This window comes from Idiomarina sp. ST20R2A10, from assembly GCF_051842345.1.
GTDB lineage: Bacteria > Pseudomonadota > Gammaproteobacteria > Enterobacterales > Alteromonadaceae > Idiomarina > Idiomarina loihiensis.
Genome location: NZ_JBNIEY010000004.1, coordinates 1 through 22,868, shown reverse-complemented (window position 1 = coordinate 22,868; position 22,868 = coordinate 1). Strand labels below are relative to the sequence as shown.

The window sequence follows — 22,868 nt, the reverse complement described above, 5'->3', positions numbered from 1 at the left end:
AAAACCGCTTAGTTGTTAATCAGCTGAAGTCTTGTGGATCAATATCCAGTGACCAGCGCACTTTTTTCAATAACGGCAAGGCGTTAATCTGCGGCAACAAGTGTTCGATAAGCTGAAAACGCAATTTACGCGACTGACAATGTAACAGTAATTGATAGCGGTAACGACCAGCTTTACGCTCCATTAAAGCTGGCATCGGCCCCAGTAAAAACGCACCTTCCACCTGCGGCATTAGCTGCTGAATTTGGGTCATAGCCTGTACCACCGAGTCTCTGTCGGTTGCTTCGCCACGAAACAACGCCAAATAAGAGAACGGCGGCAGCTCGCTTTGCTGGCGTTCGGCTAAAGCCGTCAGCGCGAAATGTGAATAGCCGTTGTTGAGTAAGTCCTGAATTAAGTCGTGCTCCGGATGGTGAGTTTGCAGTACCACCTTCCCGGCTTTGTGCTCCCGCCCGGCGCGACCAGCCACCTGAGTGTAAAGCTGTCCTAAACGCTCTGCTGCCCGGAAATCCGCACTGTAAAGCGCACCATCAACATCCAGCAGCGCCACCAAGGTCACATGCGGAAAGTGATGGCCTTTAGCCAACATCTGCGTGCCGACCAGCAAAGGGTACTCGTTATTTGTAGCTTTTTGCAGGTAGTCGTCTAACTGGCCTTTACGGCGGGTGGAGTCCCGGTCAATGCGCAGCACTCCGCGGCCCGGAAACATCTCCTTCAGGCTGTGCTCTAACTGTTCGGTACCCACGCCATGCGAAATTAAGTGCGTGGAGCCGCAGGAACCGCACTGCTTAGGTATTCGCTGCTGACTACCGCAATGATGACACTGCAACTGGTGATGAGCTTTATGTACGGTGTAATAAGCATCACAACGATGACACTGCGCCAGCCAGCCACATTCATGACACATTAACGCCGGTGCAAAACCACGACGGTTAAGGAACAGCAGTACCTGATTACCGCGTTCAATTTCTACCTGAATTTGTTCCTGCAACGCTTTGGAAACACCGGCTTTAATGGGCTGCTGCTTCAGGTCAATAAGCTCGTGTTTAACCATTTGCGCACCACCAGCTCGCTGCCCCAACTTAAGCCAGTGAAAACGCTTGCTGACCGCGTTATTCAAAGTTTCCAGCGAGGCCGTTGCACTACCCAGTACCAGCGGAATATTCAGCAACGATGCCCGTTTAATGGCAATGTCCCGAGCGTGGTAGCGAAAGCCGTCCTGTTGTTTGTAGGACAAGTCATGTTCTTCATCGACTACAATAAGCCCGAGTTTCTGACAGGGTGTAAACACCGCCGAGCGGGTGCCGATAATAATTGCCGCATGTCCGTGCTTTGCGTCCAGCCAGGTATTCAGTCGCTCTCTGTCGCTCATCCCGGAATGTAGCATCACCACCGGCGCGTCAAAGCGCTCTTTAAAGCGCTGCAAAGTCTGTGGAGTCAGGCCTATTTCCGGTACCAGCACCAATACCTGCTCTCCACGAGCCAGCACCGGCTCCATGGCTTGCAAATACACTTCGGTTTTGCCACTACCAGTAACCCCTTCCAGCAACAACGTACTGTGCTTCTGCTGTTGGTTAATGGTCGAAACCGCCACTGCCTGCTCGGTATTTAGTGCATGTCCCTGCTCTTTTAGCACCGATGACTGCTTTTGCCAGCCCTGATTCTTAGTCGGTGCCTGCTCGCGCACTTCAATCCAGCCTTTATCCTGTAAGGTACGAAGCACGGCTGAGGTGACGCCTATATCGGTCAAGTCGCTGCGTCTGAGCGGCTGATGTTTAAGCGCCGCCAGCACCTGCTGCTGTCTTGCAGCCCCTTTTAAATCATTAATGGACTGCGCCCGGCCTAAGTCGGTCAACGCATAAAAAGTTTCGGTCAGATATTCCGGCGCATCGCCTTTGCGCAACAGAACCGGCAGGCTGTTCGCAGCAACGTCACCCAGCGAGTGGTGGTAATAATCCGACGACCAGCGCACCAGCTGCCAGATATCATCCGGCCACAGTCGCTGCTCATCCAGAACCGAAGCAACCGACTTCAGTTCAAATGTTGGCGGTTCGTCACTGGCTTCGGCAACCACGTAACCCACTAGCTGACGCTGGCCAAAAGGCACGCGCACGCGGACTCCCTGCGGCAGTGGCTCGGCACTTTTGCACAGATAATCATAGGTTTGTCGAAGAGGTAGCGGCAGTGCGACTTTATAACGTCGTTCGCTGCCGGTGCTGGCTTGCTTCATGGCTCTATTCTGGAACGCTACCGCGCAGAATACAAGGCAGCAGATTCTGCTTGATCACAGGCGCAGGATCACATAAAATGCGCGGCTCTTAATTCATTGATGTTTTTTTGCGCATGGTGTTCGGCTTTGGATCGAATGGCGATGCGGCCCATAACTGAGGTAACCCCATGAAACAAGGTATTCATCCTAAGTACGAGACTTTAAAAGTCAGCTGTTCTTGCGGTCACACGTTCGAAACGCGTTCAACCCGCTCAGAAGATCTTCACCTGGACGTCTGTTCAGAGTGCCACCCGTTCTACACTGGTAAGCAACGTGTAATGGACACTGGTGGTCGTGTTGACAAATTTAAGAAGCGTTTTGGTGCTCTGGGCAAGAAAGATTCCTAAGAAAACCTATAGAAAACGCTGCTTAACAGCAGATTTTAAGAGAAAGGCGCTAAACAGCGCCTTTTTTTATGCCCGCTCGCCTAAACCTCCTATTGTTAAAGAAAAGTTAACTGGTGTACTTTTGAACACTCGTTAAATTTACTTCGCCTCAGTGGCCTTTAAAGGTGGAGGTAAGATTTGTTTCTTCGCTTAAAAGCGATAGACTGATTGGCATTCTGATAACCAGACTCAGGTATCACCGCATGACAGATTTTCGCCAACAGGCACTGGATTACCACGAATACCCGACCCCGGGTAAAATTTCGGTTGAACTCACCACTCCCGCAGAAACCAGCAAAGATTTAGCTTTGGCCTACAGCCCGGGCGTCGCAGAGCCGGTTCGGGAAATTGCTCAGGACCCGGACGCGGCTTACCGTTATACGGCCAAAGGCAATATGGTTGCGGTTATTACCAACGGAACCGCCATTCTTGGTCTGGGCAATTTAGGGCCACTGGCATCAAAACCGGTAATGGAAGGCAAAGCTCTTCTATTTAAGCGCTTCGCCGGACTAGATTCTATTGATATTGAAGTAAATCATCGTACTACTCAGGACTTTATCAATACCGTTGCTAACATTGCCGATACCTTTGGTGGCATCAACTTAGAAGACATTAAAGCGCCTGAATGTTTCGAAATAGAACAGGCGTTAATAGAGCGCTGCAATGTACCGGTATTCCACGATGATCAGCACGGTACTGCCATTGTGACGGCCGCAGGTATGCTTAATGCGTTGGAAATTCAGGGTAAAGACCTGGCGGAGTCTCGCATTGTTTGTCTTGGTGCCGGTGCTGCCGCCATTGCCTGTATGGAGCTTTTAATTAAATGTGGCGCACAACGCGAGCACATTTATATGCTCGACTCAAAGGGCGTTATCCATACTCGTCGCGATGACTTAAACGAATACAAGCAGCTGTTTGCCAACAACACCGACAAACGGACACTAAAAGACGTTATTGAAGGTGCCGATATCTTCGTGGGGGTTTCAGGGCCAAACTTACTCAGCGCAGAAGAGTTGAAACTTATGGCGCCTAACCCGGTTCTGTTTGCCTGCTCTAACCCAGACCCGGAGATTAAACCAGAAACCGCTATGGCGGCGCGTGATGACCTGATAATGGGAACCGGACGCTCGGACTACCCGAACCAGGTGAACAACGTTTTATGCTTCCCGTTTATGTTCCGCGGTGCATTAGATGTGCGCGCTACTGCTATTAATGACGAAATGAAGGTTGCAGCGGTGGAGGCCATTCGCCAGCTGGCGAAAGAGCCTGTTCCGGAATCAGTATTAAAAGCGGCCGGTGTCAAAGAGTTAACCTTCGGTCGTGATTATATTATTCCCAAGCCAATTGACCCGCGCTTGTGCCCACGGGTATCGCGCGCCGTTGCCGAAGCTGCGGTGAAGTCCGGCGCAGCTAAAATCGATTTACCGAAAAATTATATGCAGGATTAATCGTCGAGCTCTTCGTCGGTCGGAATAGGTAATCCCCGGGCTTCTAGCTCTTCGCGCACCGCTTTGGGGATTTTATTCGGATTAGATTTTTGCAAATCTTCATCTTCCGGCAGCGGCTGACCGGTAAAAGCGTGTAAAAACGCCTCACACAGCAGTTCGCTGTTGGTAGCATGGCGCAGATTATTAATTTGGCGACGGGTTCGTTCATCGGTCAGTACTTTTAACACGCGCGTGGGTATTGAGACCGTAACTTTTTTCACCTGCTGACTCTTACGACCGTGTTCAGCATAAGGGTAAATATATTCGCCGTTCCATTTCATTGTTATTGTCCCGCTATATAACAAAACCACATAAGTTATAATGAATTGTACCCGAATGAACGACCCCGTCAAATTTTATCCGTCTAGATGGCTAAAAGTTGCTGACATTTGCCTGACAATATTTTAGCCTTAGTAGCAGTTACCTAATTCAAGCGAGTAGTTAAGGAAGGCGGAATGACAACAACTCAGCTCACAGAAGAGCAAAAGCAAGCCGTTGCCGACAGCGTTCAGGTGCATAAGTTTGGCGGCAGCAGTCTTGCTGATGCGTTCTGCTATCGCCGCGTTGCCCGAATTGTAACCGAGTATGCTGGTGCCAGCGACTTAGTCGTCGTTTCCGCAGCCGGAGATACAACCAACCGCATTCTTGCCATTATTAATTCTAAGGCGCAGCCAGGCGACACCGCCAGCATTCTGCTAGATCAATTAGAGAGTTTTCAGCAAGGGCTGATCACCGAATTATTAAGCGGTAATTTGCAGCAGCAACTTCTGCAACAGTCACAACAAGACTTCACCCGCTGGCGTCGTTGGTTAGCCAGCGACGAAGCCATTAGCCATAACGCCGAATTACTGTCGTACGGCGAACTTTGGTCTGCCCGCTTGTTATCAGCTTTACTGCAAAAACAGGGCACCCGCGCCGACCACATTGATGCCCGCGACTTTTTACTCGCTGCAGATGCCCCTGAACCCGTTATTCAGGTAGAACATTCTCGTGAAAAACTATTACAAAGAGTAGCTCCTCACTCGGGCACCCGCTTTATTGTTACCGGCTTTATTGCCCGCGGTTTAAATGGCGAAAGTTTAACGTTGGGCCGTAACGGCAGTGACTATTCAGCAACCTTAGTAGGCAGTCTGCTGGATACACGTCAGGTTACTATCTGGAAAGACGTAGCCGGCGTTTATTCGGCAGACCCGCGCAAAGTTGAGCGCGTAGTCAGTTTACCAACATTAGACTGGACCGAGGCTGAAGAACTGGCGCGCCTTGGCAGCCCAGTTCTGCACCCAAGAACCTTTCAGCCGGTCGACCGTCAGCGTATGGTCATTTCCGTTCGCTCCAGCCTGAAAGTAGAAAATCAGCAAACGCGTATTGGTCAGTTCCAGAATACCCAACCTCGTGGAAAAGTCTTCACTTCACTGTCTGAAGTGGTGCTGTTTAAGGTTGAGCTGCACGATAAAGCCTTAGTGAAACGTCTGGATGAACTGGAACTAGAGCCACTGGTCAGCTGGACCGAGCCGGAAAATCATCAGCAGTATCTGGTGTTTCATCAAAACCACTTAGACTACCTGACCGGCTGGTTGGACAGTCTGGGCGCCGGTGACGCCATTACTCAAATTCGCGGGTATTCCATGCTGGCCATTGTCGGCAACCGCATTCAGGAAACCGACCAGTTCTCGACCTTTAAACTGCAGCTTTCTGAGCAAAAAGTGCGGCGCTTTGCCCTGACACAAAATGGTGACTCTGCTGTCGCTATTCTGGAGCAAAAGCTTGATAACCGTTTACTCAACCGCCTGCATAGCCAATTGTTTAACTACCGTCGCAGCCTGGGCGTGCTGGTCATTGGTCGTGGCAACATTGGTACGGCCTGGCTGGAACTGTTCCGGCAGCAGCGTGACCGTATTAATCAGGTGATGGACGTGCGGGTTATGGGCATAGCCAACTCAAGGCGTTTATGGCTGGATTACAATGGCGTCGAACTCACCCAGTGGGCAGATGACTTCGACCGCCTGGCACGACCTTATGTACTCACGGAACTGTTACGTGAGCTACCCAATGCGCCATACGATGAGCTGGTGGTGATTGATTTAACCGACGCCAAACAAGTCGCGCAGCTGTACCCCAGCTTGTTCGCAAACGGCCTGCACATTATTAGTGCCAACAAACGCGCGGGCTCCGCCGACGAAGCGCTGTACCGTGAAATTCGTACCATTCAGCACGAGTACAAGCGTGAATGGCTGTACAACACCACAGTTGGTGCCGGACTGCCACTGAACTACGCCATTAACGACTTGCGTAATTCCGGCGACGAAATTCGCAGCATTTCCGGTATTTTCTCAGGCACCATGTCCTGGCTGTTCGAGAACTTTACCAAAGGTGTGACTTTCAGTTCACTGGTGAAAGAAGCCAAAGAGCGAGGTTACAGCGAACCTGATCCTCGTGAAGATTTATCCTGTCAGGACTTAGTCCGTAAATTATTGATTCTGGCACGCGAAATTGGGTTAAAACTGGACTGGCAGGACATTGAAGTAAAAAGTTTGGTGCCGGAGCACTTACGTGACTTACCACTTAGCGAATTTATGCAGCGCTTGTCGGAACTTGATGAGCCCATGACAGCCATGCTGGACGAAGCTGCTAAAGACGGCAAAGTGCCGAGACTGCTGGCTAGTTTTACCGTCAGCGACGAACAAAGAGTTACTGCTCAGGTTGGTATTGAGTACATTCCGGAAGGCGACATGCTGGCCAACTTAATACCCGGCGAAAACATTTTCGTTATCTACACCGACTGGTATTCCGAAATGCCATTAGTTATTAGCGGACCTGGTGCGGGTAAACACGTTACTGCTGGCGGCGTGCAATCGGATCTCAATCAGTTACTGAGTAAACTGGCAGTGGGAGCTTAACGCTCCCCTGCTTTTATTACGCCGATCTTAGCTGTTTAGAATAAGTCGTCGTCATCGTCTTCAAAGATGTCGCCGTTCGACTGACCGTTGTCGCGACTGTATTCAGTAGGCTCAGTGCCACGTATAAAATATTCAAACCGCGTTGTGTGATCGCTTTTGTGCGACAACTTCCCGCTTTCTAAGTCGATACGAACATTCACCACTCCCGGCGGAATGCCGAAGTCGCGAGACGGAAACAGAGGCAGTGCTTTTTCCATAAACAGGATCCAGCCCGGCAGCGCCGTTTTCGCACCCGCTTCACCGCCAGTTATTGCCTGCTGACTGGAGTCGACTTCAGGATGCTTCGACGTGCGTCCCAGCTTACGCGAAACATCATCAAAACCCACCCAGACAGTCGTCGCAAGATCCGATGTAAAACCTGAGAACCAAGTATCACGAACATCGTTAGTGGTACCGGTTTTACCGGCAATATTGCGGCCTACGGCTTCAGTAATAGGTTTAGAGCGCTGAATGCGCCACGAGGTACCGTTCCAGCCAGTGCCATTTGGCCAGCTGCCGCCGCCCCACACTGCCGAGTTCATTGCCTGTTCAACCAGAAACGCATTTTGCTCGCTAATAACCTGCGGAGCCTGATTGTCACAGTCAAAACAGGCGCGCACCGGGTCGGTTTCCTCAATCACATTGCCGTCGGCGTCTTCAATGCGTTTGATAAAGTATGGCTCTACCAGAAAACCGCCGTTCGAGAACGCCGCATAAGCACGAGCCACTTGCATGGGGGTCATTGACAACGAACCCAGAGAAAGCGATTCGTTTTCAGGAATTTTTGAGCGATCCAGACCAAACTTCGCCAAATGGTCCGCTACTTTTTTAACCCCCAGTTCGCGAATTAAGCGCACCGAAACCACGTTCTTGGACTTCGCCAGCGCCTTACGCAAGCGAATAGGGCCTTCATAGACTTCGGGTGAGTTTTTTGGCCGCCAGGCTATGCCAGAGCCCGAGTTCCACTGGTTAATGGGCGCATCATTCACCAGCGTAGCCAGAGTTAAACCTTCTTCAAAGGCAGCTGAGTAAATCAAAGGTTTAATATTAGAACCTACCTGACGCTCTGCCTGCAACGCACGGTTGTACTGGCTTAACTGGAAACTGTAACCGCCCACAACAGCGGCAACAGCGCCATCGTCCGGGCGCAAGGATACCACCGCAGAACTCGGTTCAGGAATTTGCGCCAGGCGCCATTCACTGTTGTCATTTACCCGACGCAGCCAAATAACATGACCCGGTTGCATAATTTCATCTGCGGTTTCCGGTGGCGGGCCCTGACGTTCCTCGTTCAGATACTCCCGGGCCCAGTGCATCGCTTTCCATGGCAGGGTTAATTTGCCCTCGCCCTTAACTAATACCTCAGCCGATTGCTCTTTAACTGCGGTTACAACCGCCGGCGTTACCGCCCCAATAACACGAAGTTGCTCCAGATACTGTCGTATAGCCGGTTCTTTAACAGGCTCTTCGTTTTTCTCTGCAGACCACAATATGCTGACAGGACCGCGATAACCGTGTCGTTCATCATAACTGTGCAGGTTATCCCAGATAGCCTGACGTGCGGCTAGCTGTACGTCACTTCTTATGGTTGTGTAAACCCGGTAACCTTCGTTATAGGCTTTGTCCTCACCATAACGATCCACCATTTCCTGACGCACCATTTCCGCCAGATACGGCGCATTAACTGTCACTTCGGCACCGTGTCGACGGGCTGTAACGGGCGCATTAGCGGCTTCTTCAAACTCTGCGCGAGTAATCTTCTTTTCATCCAGCATGCGTAATAACACAACGCGGCGACGCGCTTTGGAGGCAATGGGGTTTGAAATAGGATTCAGGTTGGATGGCGCCTTAGGCAAACCGGCAATAGTTGCCATTTGCGCCAGCGTCAGTTCGCTTAGCGGCTTACCGTAATACACTTGTGCAGCAGCACCGACACCATGGGCACGGTGACCAAAGGTAATTTTATTTAAGTAAAGCTCAAGAATTTCATCTTTGCTCAGCAGCTGTTCAATGTGAACCGCAATAAAGGATTCCTTCACCTTGCGCATCCAGGCACGGTCAAAGCTTAAGAAGAAGTTTCGCGCCAGCTGCATGGTAATGGTACTGGCTCCTTCCTGAATTTCACCGGTGGTGAGCAACACGCTAAAGGCACGGGCAACACCGATAGGATCAACCCCAAAGTGCTGATAAAAGCGACTGTCTTCGGTAGCGAGAAAGGCGTCAATAAGTGGTTGAGGTACGTCTTCCAATTTTACCGGAATTCGGCGCTTTTCACCAAATTGCGAAATCAACTCACCATCGGCAGTAAACACCTGCATAGGAGTCTGCAGACGCACCTCCCGCAAGGTTTCCACACTGGGTAGCTCCGGTTTTACATAAAAGTAAAGGCTGCCAACCGTTACCCCGCCAAGAATAATACACACCAGCAAGGTGTAGATTAGCCGCTTAAACCACTTCAATTATCTGCTCCATGACTTCATTTTTATTACGTCAGAACTTACTTCAGAAACACGCCAAAGTGTTGAAACCGAAATCACCGACATAAATTAGCTCATAACTCTTACTGACTATTATGGAGGATTTTTGTTCACAACACTACGCTTGCATCTGGCTTTTCTACAATAAGGATATTGTCTAATGTCATTACTTCGGCAACAACCACTTGCTGTGCAAATTAATCGTGAAAATTGTCTGGTTTTACAATTGTCCCGCCGGGGTCGGCATTTTGTTGTCGAACATTTTTCTCAGCAGCACCAGAGCAGCTTAACCGACAAGGGCTTAAAACCAGACAGTATTGTCTCGGCACTGGACTACAGCGCAACCCACTATCAGAAAATTCCGTTAGACAATAACCAGCAGGTTGAAGAGCAATTACTGGACAAGTTACCGCCCCAGTTAAAACGCAATACCGGCATAAGTTACGACTATTTCACCCACAGCCATGGGAAGGAAGCCGAAGCAGTTATTGGCCAGCGCTCAGCGCTGGAGCATTTATTAGTATTACTGGCACCACTGAAAATGCCGGTGCAGGTGGTTGAACCCGTTTATCAGTCAGTAGTACGGGCAGCTAATGCGGTTTTGCCTTACCTTTGGCCTGACAATACCGAGTTCGAAACCAACATGGCGTGGGTAGTCGTTGAGCTTCGTCAACAACAATCCATTTTGCTTTATTGTAAAAACGGCGTCTTTCAGCGGCTGGACTCTGTCGACACCAAAAATTTAGTGAGCTTTTTGCTTAAGACCCAGCCTTCTCATCAATTCAGTTGGGTAATGAGTTTTGGCGATAAAGCCATTCAGTCGCAACTTGAACGGGAACTTTCTCATCAGCAACAACTGAAGCATCTGGTGCTTTCTACGGCACCCTTTTTCCAGAACAACGTTGCCCCCATTGTTTCAGCTCTGGACAACGAGTTAGTACTGCTGGGTTTAGCTTTGCGGGGGTTCAGTCAATGGCATCGCTAAACCTGTTGCAGTGGCGGGAGCAAAGCCTATGGTTGCGCTACCGCGGGCTGCATTGTCTGGGTATTCTCCTGCTGCTTATTGTCAGTATTTTATCTGTGCAATGGGTCATTTCTTATGAGGGTTACCTGAGCAACTTAAAGCATCAGCTGGCGGAGCAAAAGCTGGCTCTGAGAGAGCATAGCGTTCAGCAACAACGGTGGGAGCAATACCAAGAACAGCAACAGTTGCAAAAAGCCTTTACCCAACAAAAGCATACTAGCCACGAGATGCTCAACGCATTTTACGCTCTGCTTGAGCGAACACAGCACCAACTGCAGCAGCGCGAGCTTTCCCTTAGCCAGTCACAAATGAAAATCACCGCCATCTACCGGCAGATACAGCAGGTTAATGAACAGTATTTATGGCTGGAAAAGCAGTTAATAAAACCCGGACTAAAGCAGCAGCTATTGCCTCAGCAAGGTGTGGTGTTCTCCTACACAAGTCCTCAGAAAAACGCGGACAGCGGAGCTGAACCTAATGGCTGAATCACTTAAAAAACCACTCTGGCTATGGGTCGGCGTTGTTGTGCTTTTCACGGTGACAGCTATTGGCGCCAGTTACTTTCTTACAAGCTACCAGGCGAGCCAGCTAAACGAGCAGCTTCGGACACAACAGAAACAACTGCAGCAGACCGTTCCTGAGGTTCCGGAGCAAGCCGGGCCAGTTTTGAAGGAGCAGCCAGAAACGGAAGTCTCCACTTTATTAACGCAGGCGGCAAGGCAGCATAATGTTGACCTTTATTATCAACAAAGCCCGGAAAACGCAGAGCAGTGGCTGGTTGGTGTGAACGGAACTTACCACAACGCGTTGCGGTTGGTCGCTTCTGTCATGCAAGCGCAGCAGGAAATGCGACAACCGTTTCCACTTACGCAAACGCTAAAGTGGCGGGACGCCAGGGAAAACAACGGCAAATTAAACTGGCAATTTCTCTGGTTATCAGCTGACAGCCCCGCATCCTCAGAAGTTAGCGCTCATTCGTTGTTTGAATCAGACTTTCCGGACGTTATCGCAGAGCCTATCGAGTGTTTGGGCAAACCTGAAATACAAAGCGACATTCGCATTAGTGACTGGTCGCTGGTGCAGTTAATTGCCACTCAAACCTCTCCGGTTAGAAAAGCCCTGCTGAAAATACCGAATCAACCACTGCTGACACTCGCCGAAAGTCGCTGGATAGCTGACCCGCTCATGCAACTGCAAGGTGTTAACGGCGAATACGCCGAATTTCAGCTTTGGCAAAAGCAAGCGGGATGCTGGTCAGCAAAGCCGTTGAAACTCCATTTAACTAAGGACAATTCCTCACAATGATACCAACACGACTCTCTTTTTATGTCTTTTTGCTGCTGGTTACTCTGAGTTTCCAGCCCGTGTCGCCAGTCTATGCAGCCGACAAGAACTGGCAAAGCCTGCTTACCGAACAGCAGCGCTTACAACCGGTGTCGCTCAACACCCGTAAAATGCCGCTGCGCGACCTCATACAATTATTGGCAGATCAGCATCAGCTGAATATATTGATGACTGAAAACGTGAAGGGTGAGTCCAGTCTGAAGTTGAACGGTGTGGCATGGCAGGACGCATTTGCTACGTTAATTGAGAGCCATAATCTCGCTATTCGCCCGCAGGGCTCTATGCTGCGCATCGATGTTGCCAGCCGACAAACCAAAGATAGCAGCGAGTATCGCTCTATTTTACTCAGCGTTAACTTTGCAAAAGCCAGCGACTTAGCCAAGCTGTTAAAAAACGAGCAGCAGAGCTTTCTGTCACCAAACGGAGCGGTTAGTGTCGATGAACGTACCAATACACTTATAGTAAGGGACACATCTGAGCAACTGGACTCCATACGTCAGTTAGTTAATGACTTAGACGTTCCGGTTAAACAGGTGCTTATTGAAGCCCGCATGGTCACCGTAAAAGCGAATGTCAGTAAAGAGCTGGGCATTCGTTGGGGCGTTTCGGAATACGGTCTGGCAATACCCGAAGACGCAGGCAGTTTTGTTAAAGGCATGCAGGTAGACTTGCCTACCGCCGCACCCGCCGGCACATTTTCTGCCAATTTAGCGCGGCTGAGTGACGATATTCTGCTGGATCTTGAACTGACCGCGCTGGAGCAGGAGAACAAAGCAGAAATTATTACCAGCCCGAAAATTTTCACGTCGAACCAACAGCCCGCCTACATAGAGCAGGGCACCGAAATACCTTATGTAGAAACCGCCGCACATGGTGCTACCGCCGTGCAGTTTAAAAAAGCGGTTATGGGCTTAAGCGTTACACCGCAAATTACCCCCAATAACCATGTTTTAATGGAACTGACCATTACTCAGAACACCCGCGGCGATACCGTTGCCACCCCAACCGGCCCCGCTGTTGCTATCGACACTCAGGAAATGTCGACCCGGGTGCTGGCAAAAAATGGCGAAACTATCGTTCTGGGCGGGATCTTTCAGGAACATAACTTGAATGATGACAGTCGCGTCCCCATCTTAGGGTCGCTGCCGTTAATCGGAAAATTGTTCTCTCATCAGCAGCAACGCGATGAAAAGCGGGAACTTATGATTTTTGTAACACCAACGATATTGCCACAAAGTTAGTCCAAAAGCCGATTACTATTGCTAAAGTGGGCTCAAGTTGCGATAATCGCGCTTCTTTTCGTTGGGTTGGGGGACGTCTCCAGACACTCCGGATTCGTGAGTTACAGCTAATTTTAACCAATGATGTAAGCAGGAATATGGCTGAGAAACGTAATATTTTTCTTGTTGGGCCCATGGGGGCTGGCAAAAGTACGATTGGCCGTCAAATCGCCAGACAATTACATTTAGAGTTCTACGACTCAGATTCTGAAATTGAGCGCCGGACAGGTGCTGAAATCAGTTGGGTGTTCGAGCTTGAAGGTGAAGAAGGCTTTCGTGCACGCGAAGAAAAAGTGATCGAAGAGCTTACCGAAAACATGGGCATCGTCTTAGCGACAGGTGGCGGCTCGGTCATGAGCAAAGAAAGCCGTAACAGGTTATCGGCTCGGGGTGTAGTGGTGTATTTAAAGACCCCTATCGAGAAGCAGTTGGCTCGTACCCAGCGTGATAAGCGCCGGCCTCTAATTGCCGAAGCTGAAGACCCACGCAAAGTGCTTGAAGAACTGGCACAAGAGCGCGATCCTTTGTACGAAGAAATTGCCGACATTACGGTGCAAACCGATGAGCAAAGTGCAAAGTTTGTGGTCAACGACATTATCGAACAGCTTGAGTCCATTAACGGTCTTGGGTAAGTAACAGGAGCTGCGTTCATGGCTGAGGTTAACGTCTCTTTAGGTGAACGCAGCTACACCATCTACATTGGTAACGCCCTGTTACCCAATTATGTAGAGCGCCTTCCGCACAAACTTAATCAACAACTGCTGGTCATCACCAACCCGACCATTAGTCAGTATTACCTTAAGCCGCTATTAAAAAGCCTTGCCGGTCATCAGGTAAAAGTGTTTGAAATGCGCGACGGTGAGCAGTTCAAAAGTCTGGACAGTTACGCCGAGGCCATGGATATTCTGATAGACGCAGGCTTTAACCGCGACTGTGGCATCATTGCCTTAGGCGGCGGTGTGGTAGGTGATTTAGCCGGCTTTGTGGCGTCAACTTTTCAACGCGGTGTCGATTTTTACCAAATTCCGACCACTTTATTGTCACAAGTTGACTCTTCCGTGGGCGGTAAAACAGCGGTTAATCACCCTCAGGGCAAAAACCTGATTGGCGCTTTTTACCAGCCTAAGTCCGTGGTTATCGACATTGACTGCCTGCAAACCCTTACTGAACGGGACTACCGAAGCGGTTTAGCCGAAATAGTAAAATACGGCGTTATCTACGACGCCGATTTTTTCCAATGGCTGGAACAGCATACCGAAGAATTAAATCAGCAAGACCCGGCTGCACTAACCTACGCTATTCAACGCAGTTGCGAAATTAAAGCCGAAATTGTGGCGTTAGACGAGCGCGAAAAAGGCCTGCGGGCATTGCTGAATTTAGGCCACACCTTTGGCCACGCCATTGAAGCCGCCACCGAATACGGCGCATGGACACACGGCGAGGCTGTGGCTGCTGGCATTATAATTGCATCTAAGCTGTCAGAAGTGACACAGCGGCTCAATTCGTCAGATTTTCGACGCATTAAAGATTTACTGCTGGCACTTAGCTTGCCAACAAAGGGCCCGCAAATGCCCTGGCAGAACTGGTTAGATTATATGCAGCGCGATAAGAAAGTAAAAGATGGTCAGCTGCATTTTGTTCTTCCGGTTGCTATTGGTCAGGCTGAAGTCGTCAGTACTGTAGAACACAATACCGTTGCTGCTGTGATCACTGAATGTTGCTAACGCCAACGCGTTATCTCTATTCGGCTGACAGACAGGAACAGACAGATGCAAGCACTTGCAAGCCCACAACATATTGTTGCCGCGCCGGTAAAAACCAAACCGAGCCAACAGCAGGTTATTGACCAGCTCCACGAGCAGTGCCAGCAGAGCGTGTCGCTTATTATGCTGCACGGTAAAGAAGGCAGCGGCAAAACCACCATTGCTGAAGTCTTTCTTGAACAAGCGTCAGAATACGCTGAAGTCGCTTTTATCAGCGCCAACGAGCGCTCTACCAATGACCGCCTCCGCGCGCAAATTCTGAACCAACTGTTCGGTACTATCAGCATTAACGACGAGTCGTTAAGTCGCCAAATTCAACGCCAGCGCCCGCTAAAGCACGCCATTGTTGTTATTGATAACGGCGAACAGCTATCCGAAAGCTTTATGGCCGAGTGCATTTCTACCGTTACCCAACTGAGTGCCATTGGTCAGCGCACCAGCATTATTGTGACCGGCGACAGCCGTTGGGCTCAACAGCAGCGTCCGGCACCACACCTGCGTGTGCAAGGGCCAACTATGATAGAAGTTCAGCCACTGAACCACGACGAACAAATACGTTTTGTGCAGGCGTTATTGCCAGAAAAACAGCGCAGCTTCTGGAACCTGGAACGCATTCAGCAATTTTTAAATTCCATTCATGGGTTTCCCGGAGAAATTCAGCAACGTCTGCAATTTACTCTGACCACTCAGGCTGCACGTTATCGCGATACCACGACAGACGAGAATGCTGACGGTAAAGAAGCCAGCGAGCAGAGCACAGCAAAACATAGCCCGGAACAAAACAACCGTCGGAAAATGCGCCTTTGGCCCATTATTTTAGTTACAGTGGTTATTAGTCTGGCTTTTGCCGGCTTTTTGAATAAAGAACAGTTAACCGCCTACTGGCAGCAAGTAAATCCTGAATCAGCGGCAACGGCAGAAACAACTGCCGAAGAAACCACTAATACCGCCACCGAAGCCGCGCCGGAAGCAACAGAGCAAGCCGCCAGCCTGCCAAGTTTTGAGCCTTTAACCGAGCGTTCTTTAGAACTGGTTCCTGCAGAATTAGCGGCGTCTTACCGCAATGCGTTAGGTACATTAAACACCGTCGCTGCCTCTGAAATATCAGAGGGCGAAATCTCACTTGGTTTCATAAAGAAACAACAGCCACAGGAAGCAGAGCCTGTCGGACAGTCTAACGAGCCGTCGGCAGCCGAGGCAGGCATTGATACTGTTGTAGCCCAACCAGAACCAGAAGTTAAGGCAGAACAACCTGAGCCAAAACCGCAGCAAGCTCAACCGGAGCGTGCATTGCCGTTCCAGACCCAATGGGCGCTGGATCAGAGCTCAGGCAACTATACGCTGCAAATCAGCATTATTAGCGACCCGCAGCTACTGCGCAATTTCCGTAACGACTACGGCATAGCCGGTAATACCCAGGTTTACCAGCGTGCCGACCAACGTTATGTGGTTATTTTTGGCAGCTACCCTAGCATTGAGCAAGCTCGTTCAGCCGCCACGCAGTTGCCAGCTGAAGTGCAGCAAATGGAACCCTGGGCTAAGTCGTTTTCCAGTGTACAAAGCGACATTAATAGCCAGTAGCGGGACGAATCACGCAGTCAGCAATTTTCATCCCCCAGCCTTTGGGTTACAATCCGCAAAGGATAAACCAACGGCCGGCGCATGAAGAAGAATCGGGCATTTTTAAAATGGGCAGGCGGTAAGTACTCACTTATCGAGCCGATAACAGCACGCTTGCCGCAAGGTAAAAAGCTCATCGAGCCTTTTGTGGGCGCCGGTTCAGTCTTTCTGAATACCGACTACGACAGCTACCTGCTGAACGACATTAATCAGGATCTCATTACCCTGTATCAGTTTGTGAAGCGCCGTCCGAAAACTTTTATTCAGGACGCCCGCAAACTGTTCGTTGATCGTAACAACCAAGCCGACGCTTATTACGCCCTGCGCGCCGCCTTTAATGCCAGCAGCGACCCTTACTTTCGCTCTTTGCTTTTTTTATATATGAACCGCCACGGCTACAACGGCCTGTGTCGCTATAACAGCAAAGGCATTTTTAACGTGCCCTTTGGTGATTACCGCAAACCTTACTTCCCGGAAAAGGAGCTCGAGCATTTTGCCGAGAAAGCGCGCAAAGCTAAGTTTATTTGCCGCCCGTTTGAGCAAGTTTTCCGGCGTGCGCGACAAGGCGATGTAATTTACTGCGATCCGCCCTACGCACCGCTGGATCAGACCTCTAACTTTACCAGCTACGCCACCGGTGGCTTTGGCCTGACCGATCAGGACGAGTTAGCTCGCCGTGCGGTACAGGTTGCGAAGAAACGCCATATTCCGGTACTAATAAGCAACCACGACACCGACCTCACCCGCGCCTTGTACAAGCACGCCGATATCAGTAGCTTGTCGGTCTCGCGCAGCATCAGTCAAAAAGGCGACGGTCGCAAACCCGTCGCCGAACTGCTCGCCTTGTATGATAGCGAAGTCAGTAAAAGCAACGTAGTTTCTCTTAGCAACTCATTGAAGAAAGTAGGCACATGAACTGGCATTTAAAAGCATTTAACGACCTTTCGCTACACGATCTCTACGACTTGCTGAAACTTAGACAAGAAGTGTTCGTGGTGGAGCAAACCTGTCCATACCTGGACGCTGACGGCGCCGATGAGCAGGCCTTACATTTGTACGCCCGCAACAATGCCGATGAGATGATCGCCTACGCCCGGCTATACCTGGCAACCGCCGATACCGGTTATTCGCGTATCGGCCGGGTAATAACGCACGAAAAAGTGCGCCGCCAAAAACTGGGTGTTGACGTTATGCAGCGCAGCATCGACTATCTTGAAGAGTATGCCCCCAAAGCCCCAATTCGGGTAGGCGCTCAGGTTTATCTGCTGAAGTTCTATCAGAGCTTCGGCTTTGAAGCCATTAGCGAAGAGTATCTGGAAGACGATATTCCGCACATTGATATGCAACGTAAGGCTGCGCAGTGACAACTTTGGCTCGGGTTCCCGTTCTTGCAGGCAGCGATGCTGAAACTGTTGCGACAAAGGCCATTGCCGAGCGCTGGGGACTCCCGTCTGAAACCACGGGTAATGACGTTTTCCAGCTTTGGCTGACCGACGGGGTACTGGCACTGCACTGGCTGCAAAGCCCGCAAAAAATGTCGCCTTTAGTGGTGGACTTTCATCAGGGTAAAGCCGCCTACCGTGCTCAGAACACGCAGTTAAAGAACGAAGCCATCGCCAAAGCCGTTGGTGTTAGTGGGCAGTTTAAGCCATCGGTTGTCGATGGCACCGCTGGCCTGGGGCGCGACGCTTTTGTACTAGCCGGGCTAGGTTGCGAGCTGCAGCTTATTGAACGACACCCGGTTGTCGCCGCGCTGCTCGATAATGGCCTACGCAGAGCCCAGAAGGAACACGACTTTATTGGTGACACCTGCCAGCGCATGCAGTTAATTGGCACCGACAACCTTTTTACCGGTAATGGTTATACTCAAGAGCCCGACGTGGTTTATTTAGACCCCATGTATCCAAAAACCGGCAAGCAAAAGGCGCAAGTAAAAAAGGACATGCAAATGTTCCAGCAGTTAGTTGGCAGTGACGAAGACGCCGACACATTGCTGGAACCCGCCCTCGCCCTGGCCAAATACCGAGTTGTAGTTAAGCGCCCCAACAGCGCACCTTTTCTGGCCGGGCGTGAACCAAACAGTCAAATTAAGAGTAAAAAACATCGCTTTGATGTTTATATAAAACGAGGTTTTCATGAGTCAGCAAATTAAAGAAGGCGATAAAATTCCATCAGGTTCACTGACCAGCAAAGGTGATCTTGGCATTCAGAACTATGACCCGGCAGAGATTTTTGCCAAAGGCACACACGTACTGTTCTCAGTGCCTGGCGCATTTACTCCGACCTGTTCGGAGAAACACCTGCCCGGCTACGTAGAACACGCCGAAGCATTAAAAGAAGCGGGTGTTCTGAGCATTAATTGTGTGGCCGTAAACGACGCCTTTGTTATGAAGGCCTGGGGCGAATCTATAGGGATCGGAGAAAAGGTTCGGTTATTGTCCGACGGAAACGGCGCGTACAACCAGATAATGGGCCTGAGCATGGACACCGGCAACTTCGGTGGCATACGTTCTAAGCGCTACGCTATGATCATTACCGACGGCCAGATAAAAGGCGTGTTTGTCGAAGAGGATAAGTCCTTCGAAGTGAGCAAAGCCGAATACATACTGGAGCAATTGCAGAAATAATGTCGAACTGGGATGTGATTATTATTGGTGCCGGCGCTGCGGGGCTGCATTGCGCCGCCCATGCCGCACAGCGCGGTAAGTCGGTGCTGGTATTGGATCACGCCAAGCAGGCGGGCAAGAAAATTCTGATTTCCGGCGGCGGCCGCTGCAATTTCACCAATATGTACTCCGGCCCCGAGAACTTTTTGTCTTCCAACCCGCATTTTTGCAAGTCAGCACTCAGCCGCTATACCCAATGGGACTTTATTGGCCTGGTGGCGGAATACGGCATTGCCTACCACGAGAAAACTTTAGGCCAGTTGTTTTGCGACGACTCCGCCAAAGATATTGTCCGCATGCTGATGAGCGAATGCGACCGACACGGCGCCAAGGTTCAGCTACGCACCGAGATTGTGTCGGTAGACTACGACGACAACTACCGCATTGAAACCAGCCGTGGCGACTATAGCTGCGACAAACTGGTTATTGCCTGTGGTGGGTTGTCTATGCCCAAATTGGGCGCCACCCCGCTGGGGTATCAAATTGCCGAACAGTTTGGGCATTCTATTGTGCCGGTACGCGCTGGCTTAGTGCCTTTTACTCTGCAGGACGACGAAAAAGCCCGCTTTGCCGAGCTTTCCGGCGTGGCTGTACCCGTAAGTGCAGAAGCACACGACGGTTATTTCCGTGAAGCCATGCTGTTTACCCACCGTGGCGTCAGCGGACCGGCCATTTTACAAGTGTCTTCCTACTGGCAACCCGGTGAAGCCGTAACCATTAACCTGTTGCCCGATTTAGACGCCTTTGAGTGGCTGAAAACGCAACAGCAGCAACAACCCAAAACTCAGCTCAATACTGTATTGCAGCAACACTTCCCCAAGCGCGTAGTGACCGCATTAGCAGAGCACCACCAATGGCCGCTGAACAATAAGCTGGCCGACACCTCTAACGCGCAGTTTCAGGCCATAGCCGACAACCTTAACCGCTGGCAGCTAAAACCCAACGGCACCGAAGGCTACCGCACCGCCGAAGTCACCTTGGGTGGCGTTAACGTCGACGAAGTCAGCTCCAAAACCATGGAAAGCCAGAAACAACCCGGCCTGTACTTTATTGGCGAAGTGCTGGACGTAACCGGCTGGTTGGGAGGCTTTAACTTTCAGTGGGCGTGGAGCAGTGGGTTTGCTTGTGGGTCGGAGTTGTAGGTGTGTGAACAGACAATATAATTTGCCCGTAAGAAAAAGTAGTGCGAAAACCTATTCAGATAAACCACTTGAAACGACTAAGCTAACGACACCTATTGTCGATATTACTTGACCCCAGCACCAAAGATTTGCGCTTCAACTACGAGAGTCGGCGGCGCATTTTCCCTTAAAGAAGCTGAATTAATGAACCTAGTCAATACAGTTATCGAACAAGCTTTTGACTAGCTCTGCTTTTAGGTTTTCTAATTTTATCTTGGCCGAAAAAGCATGCGGGGGAAATAGTGCTTCTCAAATGCATAACGATGTAGGTTGTCCAGAGTTTTAAAGAATGCTTCTTCTCCAGCTATTTTAATACAAAAATTATAGAATTCAGGGTAGTCAAAGGGGACGCATTTTACCGAAAGGTCATTGCTTAACTCTAAGACGTTTTCAGCATATTCATTTGATTGGTCATCAAATAGCTCTTTAACAATTACCACTGTATACACACTTAGATTTTCGGTATCGATAAGGTGACTTTTCTCTCCGCAAATAAACTGGAACTTTGCTCTTTCACGATTGAAGTATCTTATTGAGCCTCTAGTTTGTCGTAGTGCACTATCTAACGATTTTTCTGTCTTTTTACGCTTTCTAGGCATCTCAGCACGAAGTATACGCTCGATATTTGGGCTGTCTTTTGCCTGGATCAGTAATACCCGACTTTCAGTGACGACAAGAACATCACAAACTTCTTCATTATCATATGTCCGCCTAGGGCTTTTATAAATTTGATTTGGGCTAAACACACTCTGTAGACACCTGATAATATCATTCTCCTGAAAATCACCAGGCTCTTCTCTTTCCAAGCGCGAAAACTCAAAGCCTTGTGCCCCTTCATAAGACAAGTTATCTTTCCGTAAATCAATTACACCAGTATCCTCCGGATAGAGATTCTCATCTAAACTCAATGTGATCGCATCTTGGTAATTCTTGTCACCTATTTCTCCAAACCAGTTTCTCCCCAGATTTTGTATAGCAAATAAATCCTCTATGATAGGTTCCATTAAGTCACTTTCTTCAAAAAGTTGAAGCGATTCTTGGGTCACTGAGATTGAAGAGCTATAGGATAAATATTCCCTAGAATGTTCATCTAAAAAGAATATTTTTACCCTTTCTGATCTAAATAGTTTAGAAAAAAGAGAAGTAACTTCATCATTCAAAAGGGGAGTTGAAACTACTAATGGCTCATCCTGATCATCAAAGAAAGCACTAATTAAACAAACAGTATCCATTTGTTTGTAACTAATCGGCGCCAGGTAAATCTTAAACTGACCATTGACCTTCGCTGCAAGTATATATTCTTTGGGAACTTTTACGACAAGAATCGGAGTTCTTTCACTACCAACTCCAATAGGAATCAAGCCTCCTGGTATACTTTTTATCAACCGGTAAACTTCAGGGTATAGTACAGAAAGCATACAATTCGATCCTCCTACACTCTAAGGACATTATAAGTTGAGAGAACGACTTGCTAGCTTCCACTATACAATCTATCGATTATCAAAAGACGCCATTTTGGCGGCCTTCTCTATAGCCGTCCTCGGATCAAGTGAATGGTTAAAAATCATATCCATTGGAGGGTAAAACCAGCAACGATAAGCAGCACGCCCACGTATGAAAGGTACTTTGCCCAAGTTGGTTCATCAATATTAGCAGGCTGTTGCTTGAGACTATAAACGCTTGGACATAGATAGGCCGAAGGTACAGCGAGTAAGAACCCAAGTCCCTTCAACAAATCGTGGGTATGGAATGAATATTCGTATAAGTAGTCTGCAATACTTAGGGTACCCAATAGGGCGATAAATATCGTAAGAAAATAGCCACGCTTTCTTGGAGTTTCTTTTGTCATTAGACCTTCCATGTAAATTTTAATGTTCGTGCATTGTTTCTATATGTCTAACTTGCGTAATTACATTTTAGTGGACGCAAAATTTCTAGTTTTAACTGCACTTTATGTAATTGACATTAAATGACTTAATTTCATAACTCAATAGCTGAGCAAGGGAGAGTTACTGTCATTGAGTCGAATAAATTGGACTAACTGATTCTGAGGGGCAAAAATCCGCTTTGTGCCGTAGGCAGACATTGCGCACCAGGCAAGACCAGATCCCGCGCCCCCGCAACGGATGATGATGACCATATCATCATGTGTAGGCGCTTTGATGCGTACAGACTTAGTGTTACCGGGCTTATCCACACCTGCCAATTTAGTGGTTCCAAGCCCATTTATTTGGGCTTACTCTACACCACGTGAGCTTTCGATATCAGTTTACAATACTCAGTTTACCACCTATTGTTTTAGTAATTTTTTCAACAGGATAAGTCCGTGAGACAACTTCTTTTAAGAACAATAAAAATGTAAGCGTCACATAAACCACGCCTAGTCACCACTTTGCAGATAGCCTAATTTATCGCCACGTTCTAACCAACGAGGT

General features: G+C 49.2%; 20 protein-coding genes. 15 read left to right on the top strand and 5 right to left on the bottom strand.

Features of this window, described 5'->3' with window-relative positions; genetic code table 11:
* Positions 1–19: 19 nt before the first annotated feature.
* On the bottom strand, positions 20–2,230 hold the full coding sequence (gene priA, locus ACP7H9_RS07510; protein WP_034822767.1) for a primosomal protein N': 2,211 nt from the start codon (positions 2,228–2,230) through the stop codon (positions 20–22).
* A 167-nt stretch (positions 2,231–2,397) separates the two neighbouring features.
* Between priA and rpmE the strand changes: the two genes are divergently transcribed.
* Together rpmE and ACP7H9_RS07500 are read left to right on the top strand one after the other, a co-directional pair.
* Positions 2,398–2,616, top strand: a complete 219-nt coding sequence (gene rpmE / locus ACP7H9_RS07505) for a 50S ribosomal protein L31 (protein WP_011235687.1) — start codon at positions 2,398–2,400, stop codon at positions 2,614–2,616.
* A gap of 242 nt (positions 2,617–2,858) precedes the next feature.
* A complete protein-coding gene (locus ACP7H9_RS07500; RefSeq protein WP_034822770.1) occupies positions 2,859–4,103 on the top strand; it encodes a malic enzyme-like NAD(P)-binding protein in 1,245 nt (414 codons plus the stop codon).
* Here the strand turns inward: ACP7H9_RS07500 and metJ are convergent.
* A complete protein-coding gene (gene metJ / locus ACP7H9_RS07495) occupies positions 4,100–4,423 on the bottom strand; it encodes a met regulon transcriptional regulator MetJ (protein WP_011235689.1) in 324 nt (107 codons plus the stop codon). The two genes, ACP7H9_RS07500 and metJ, sit on opposite strands and share 4 nt — an antisense overlap.
* Before the next feature lie 174 nt (positions 4,424–4,597).
* Here metJ and ACP7H9_RS07490 point away from each other — a divergent pair, with 174 nt between their 5' ends.
* On the top strand, positions 4,598–7,039 hold the full coding sequence (locus ACP7H9_RS07490) for a bifunctional aspartate kinase/homoserine dehydrogenase II (protein WP_034822772.1): 2,442 nt from the start codon (positions 4,598–4,600) through the stop codon (positions 7,037–7,039).
* 35 nt (positions 7,040–7,074) lie between these two features.
* Here ACP7H9_RS07490 and ACP7H9_RS07485 read toward each other — a convergent pair whose 3' ends face one another.
* A complete protein-coding gene (locus tag ACP7H9_RS07485; protein ID WP_439222505.1) occupies positions 7,075–9,537 on the bottom strand; it encodes a penicillin-binding protein 1A in 2,463 nt (820 codons plus the stop codon).
* 178 nt (positions 9,538–9,715) lie between these two features.
* Here ACP7H9_RS07485 and ACP7H9_RS07480 point away from each other — a divergent pair, with 178 nt between their 5' ends.
* The 12 genes from ACP7H9_RS07480 to ACP7H9_RS07425 all read left to right on the top strand — a co-directional run bounded on the left by ACP7H9_RS07480 (position 9,716) and on the right by ACP7H9_RS07425 (position 20,394).
* Complete coding sequence (locus ACP7H9_RS07480) at positions 9,716–10,540, top strand: hypothetical protein (protein WP_439222504.1); 825 nt, start codon at positions 9,716–9,718, stop codon at positions 10,538–10,540.
* A complete protein-coding gene (locus ACP7H9_RS07475) occupies positions 10,528–11,064 on the top strand; it encodes a hypothetical protein (RefSeq protein ID WP_439222503.1) in 537 nt (178 codons plus the stop codon). The genes ACP7H9_RS07480 and ACP7H9_RS07475 overlap by 13 nt, the downstream gene beginning before the upstream one ends.
* Positions 11,057–11,884, top strand: a complete 828-nt coding sequence (locus ACP7H9_RS07470) for a hypothetical protein (protein ID WP_439222502.1) — start codon at positions 11,057–11,059, stop codon at positions 11,882–11,884. The genes ACP7H9_RS07475 and ACP7H9_RS07470 overlap by 8 nt, the downstream gene beginning before the upstream one ends.
* Positions 11,881–13,164, top strand: a complete 1,284-nt coding sequence (locus ACP7H9_RS07465; protein WP_439222501.1) for a type IV pilus secretin PilQ — start codon at positions 11,881–11,883, stop codon at positions 13,162–13,164. Before ACP7H9_RS07470 ends, ACP7H9_RS07465 begins: the two co-directional genes overlap by 4 nt.
* Before the next feature lie 137 nt (positions 13,165–13,301).
* The gene (aroK, locus tag ACP7H9_RS07460; protein WP_011235696.1) at positions 13,302–13,835 is read left to right on the top strand and encodes a shikimate kinase AroK; all 534 of its coding nucleotides are present in this window, start codon (positions 13,302–13,304) and stop codon (positions 13,833–13,835) included.
* 18 nt (positions 13,836–13,853) lie between these two features.
* A complete protein-coding gene (gene aroB, locus ACP7H9_RS07455) occupies positions 13,854–14,927 on the top strand; it encodes a 3-dehydroquinate synthase (protein WP_439222500.1) in 1,074 nt (357 codons plus the stop codon).
* A gap of 45 nt (positions 14,928–14,972) precedes the next feature.
* Entirely contained in the window at positions 14,973–16,547 is a 1,575-nt protein-coding gene (locus ACP7H9_RS07450; protein WP_439222499.1) for an AAA family ATPase, read from the top strand.
* Positions 16,548–16,628: 81 nt separating this feature from the next.
* Positions 16,629–17,501 (top strand): Dam family site-specific DNA-(adenine-N6)-methyltransferase, encoded by an 873-nt coding sequence (locus ACP7H9_RS07445; protein WP_439222498.1) that lies wholly within the window; start codon positions 16,629–16,631, stop codon positions 17,499–17,501.
* Entirely contained in the window at positions 17,498–17,950 is a 453-nt protein-coding gene (locus ACP7H9_RS07440; RefSeq protein ID WP_439222497.1) for a GNAT family N-acetyltransferase, read from the top strand. Before ACP7H9_RS07445 ends, ACP7H9_RS07440 begins: the two co-directional genes overlap by 4 nt.
* Positions 17,947–18,738, top strand: a complete 792-nt coding sequence (locus tag ACP7H9_RS07435; protein WP_439222496.1) for a class I SAM-dependent methyltransferase — start codon at positions 17,947–17,949, stop codon at positions 18,736–18,738. The genes ACP7H9_RS07440 and ACP7H9_RS07435 overlap by 4 nt, the downstream gene beginning before the upstream one ends.
* On the top strand, positions 18,722–19,213 hold the full coding sequence (locus ACP7H9_RS07430; RefSeq protein WP_439222495.1) for a peroxiredoxin: 492 nt from the start codon (positions 18,722–18,724) through the stop codon (positions 19,211–19,213). Before ACP7H9_RS07435 ends, ACP7H9_RS07430 begins: the two co-directional genes overlap by 17 nt.
* On the top strand, positions 19,213–20,394 hold the full coding sequence (locus tag ACP7H9_RS07425) for an NAD(P)/FAD-dependent oxidoreductase (protein WP_439222494.1): 1,182 nt from the start codon (positions 19,213–19,215) through the stop codon (positions 20,392–20,394). The genes ACP7H9_RS07430 and ACP7H9_RS07425 overlap by 1 nt, the downstream gene beginning before the upstream one ends.
* Positions 20,395–20,642: 248 nt before the next feature.
* On the opposite strand, the gene ACP7H9_RS07420 is transcribed toward ACP7H9_RS07425, so the two are convergent.
* Together ACP7H9_RS07420 and ACP7H9_RS07415 are read right to left on the bottom strand one after the other, a co-directional pair.
* Entirely contained in the window at positions 20,643–21,851 is a 1,209-nt protein-coding gene (locus ACP7H9_RS07420; protein ID WP_439222493.1) for a hypothetical protein, read from the bottom strand.
* A gap of 146 nt (positions 21,852–21,997) precedes the next feature.
* On the bottom strand, positions 21,998–22,282 hold the full coding sequence (locus ACP7H9_RS07415) for a hypothetical protein (RefSeq protein WP_439222492.1): 285 nt from the start codon (positions 22,280–22,282) through the stop codon (positions 21,998–22,000).
* Between the last annotated feature and the right edge of the window lie 586 nt (positions 22,283–22,868).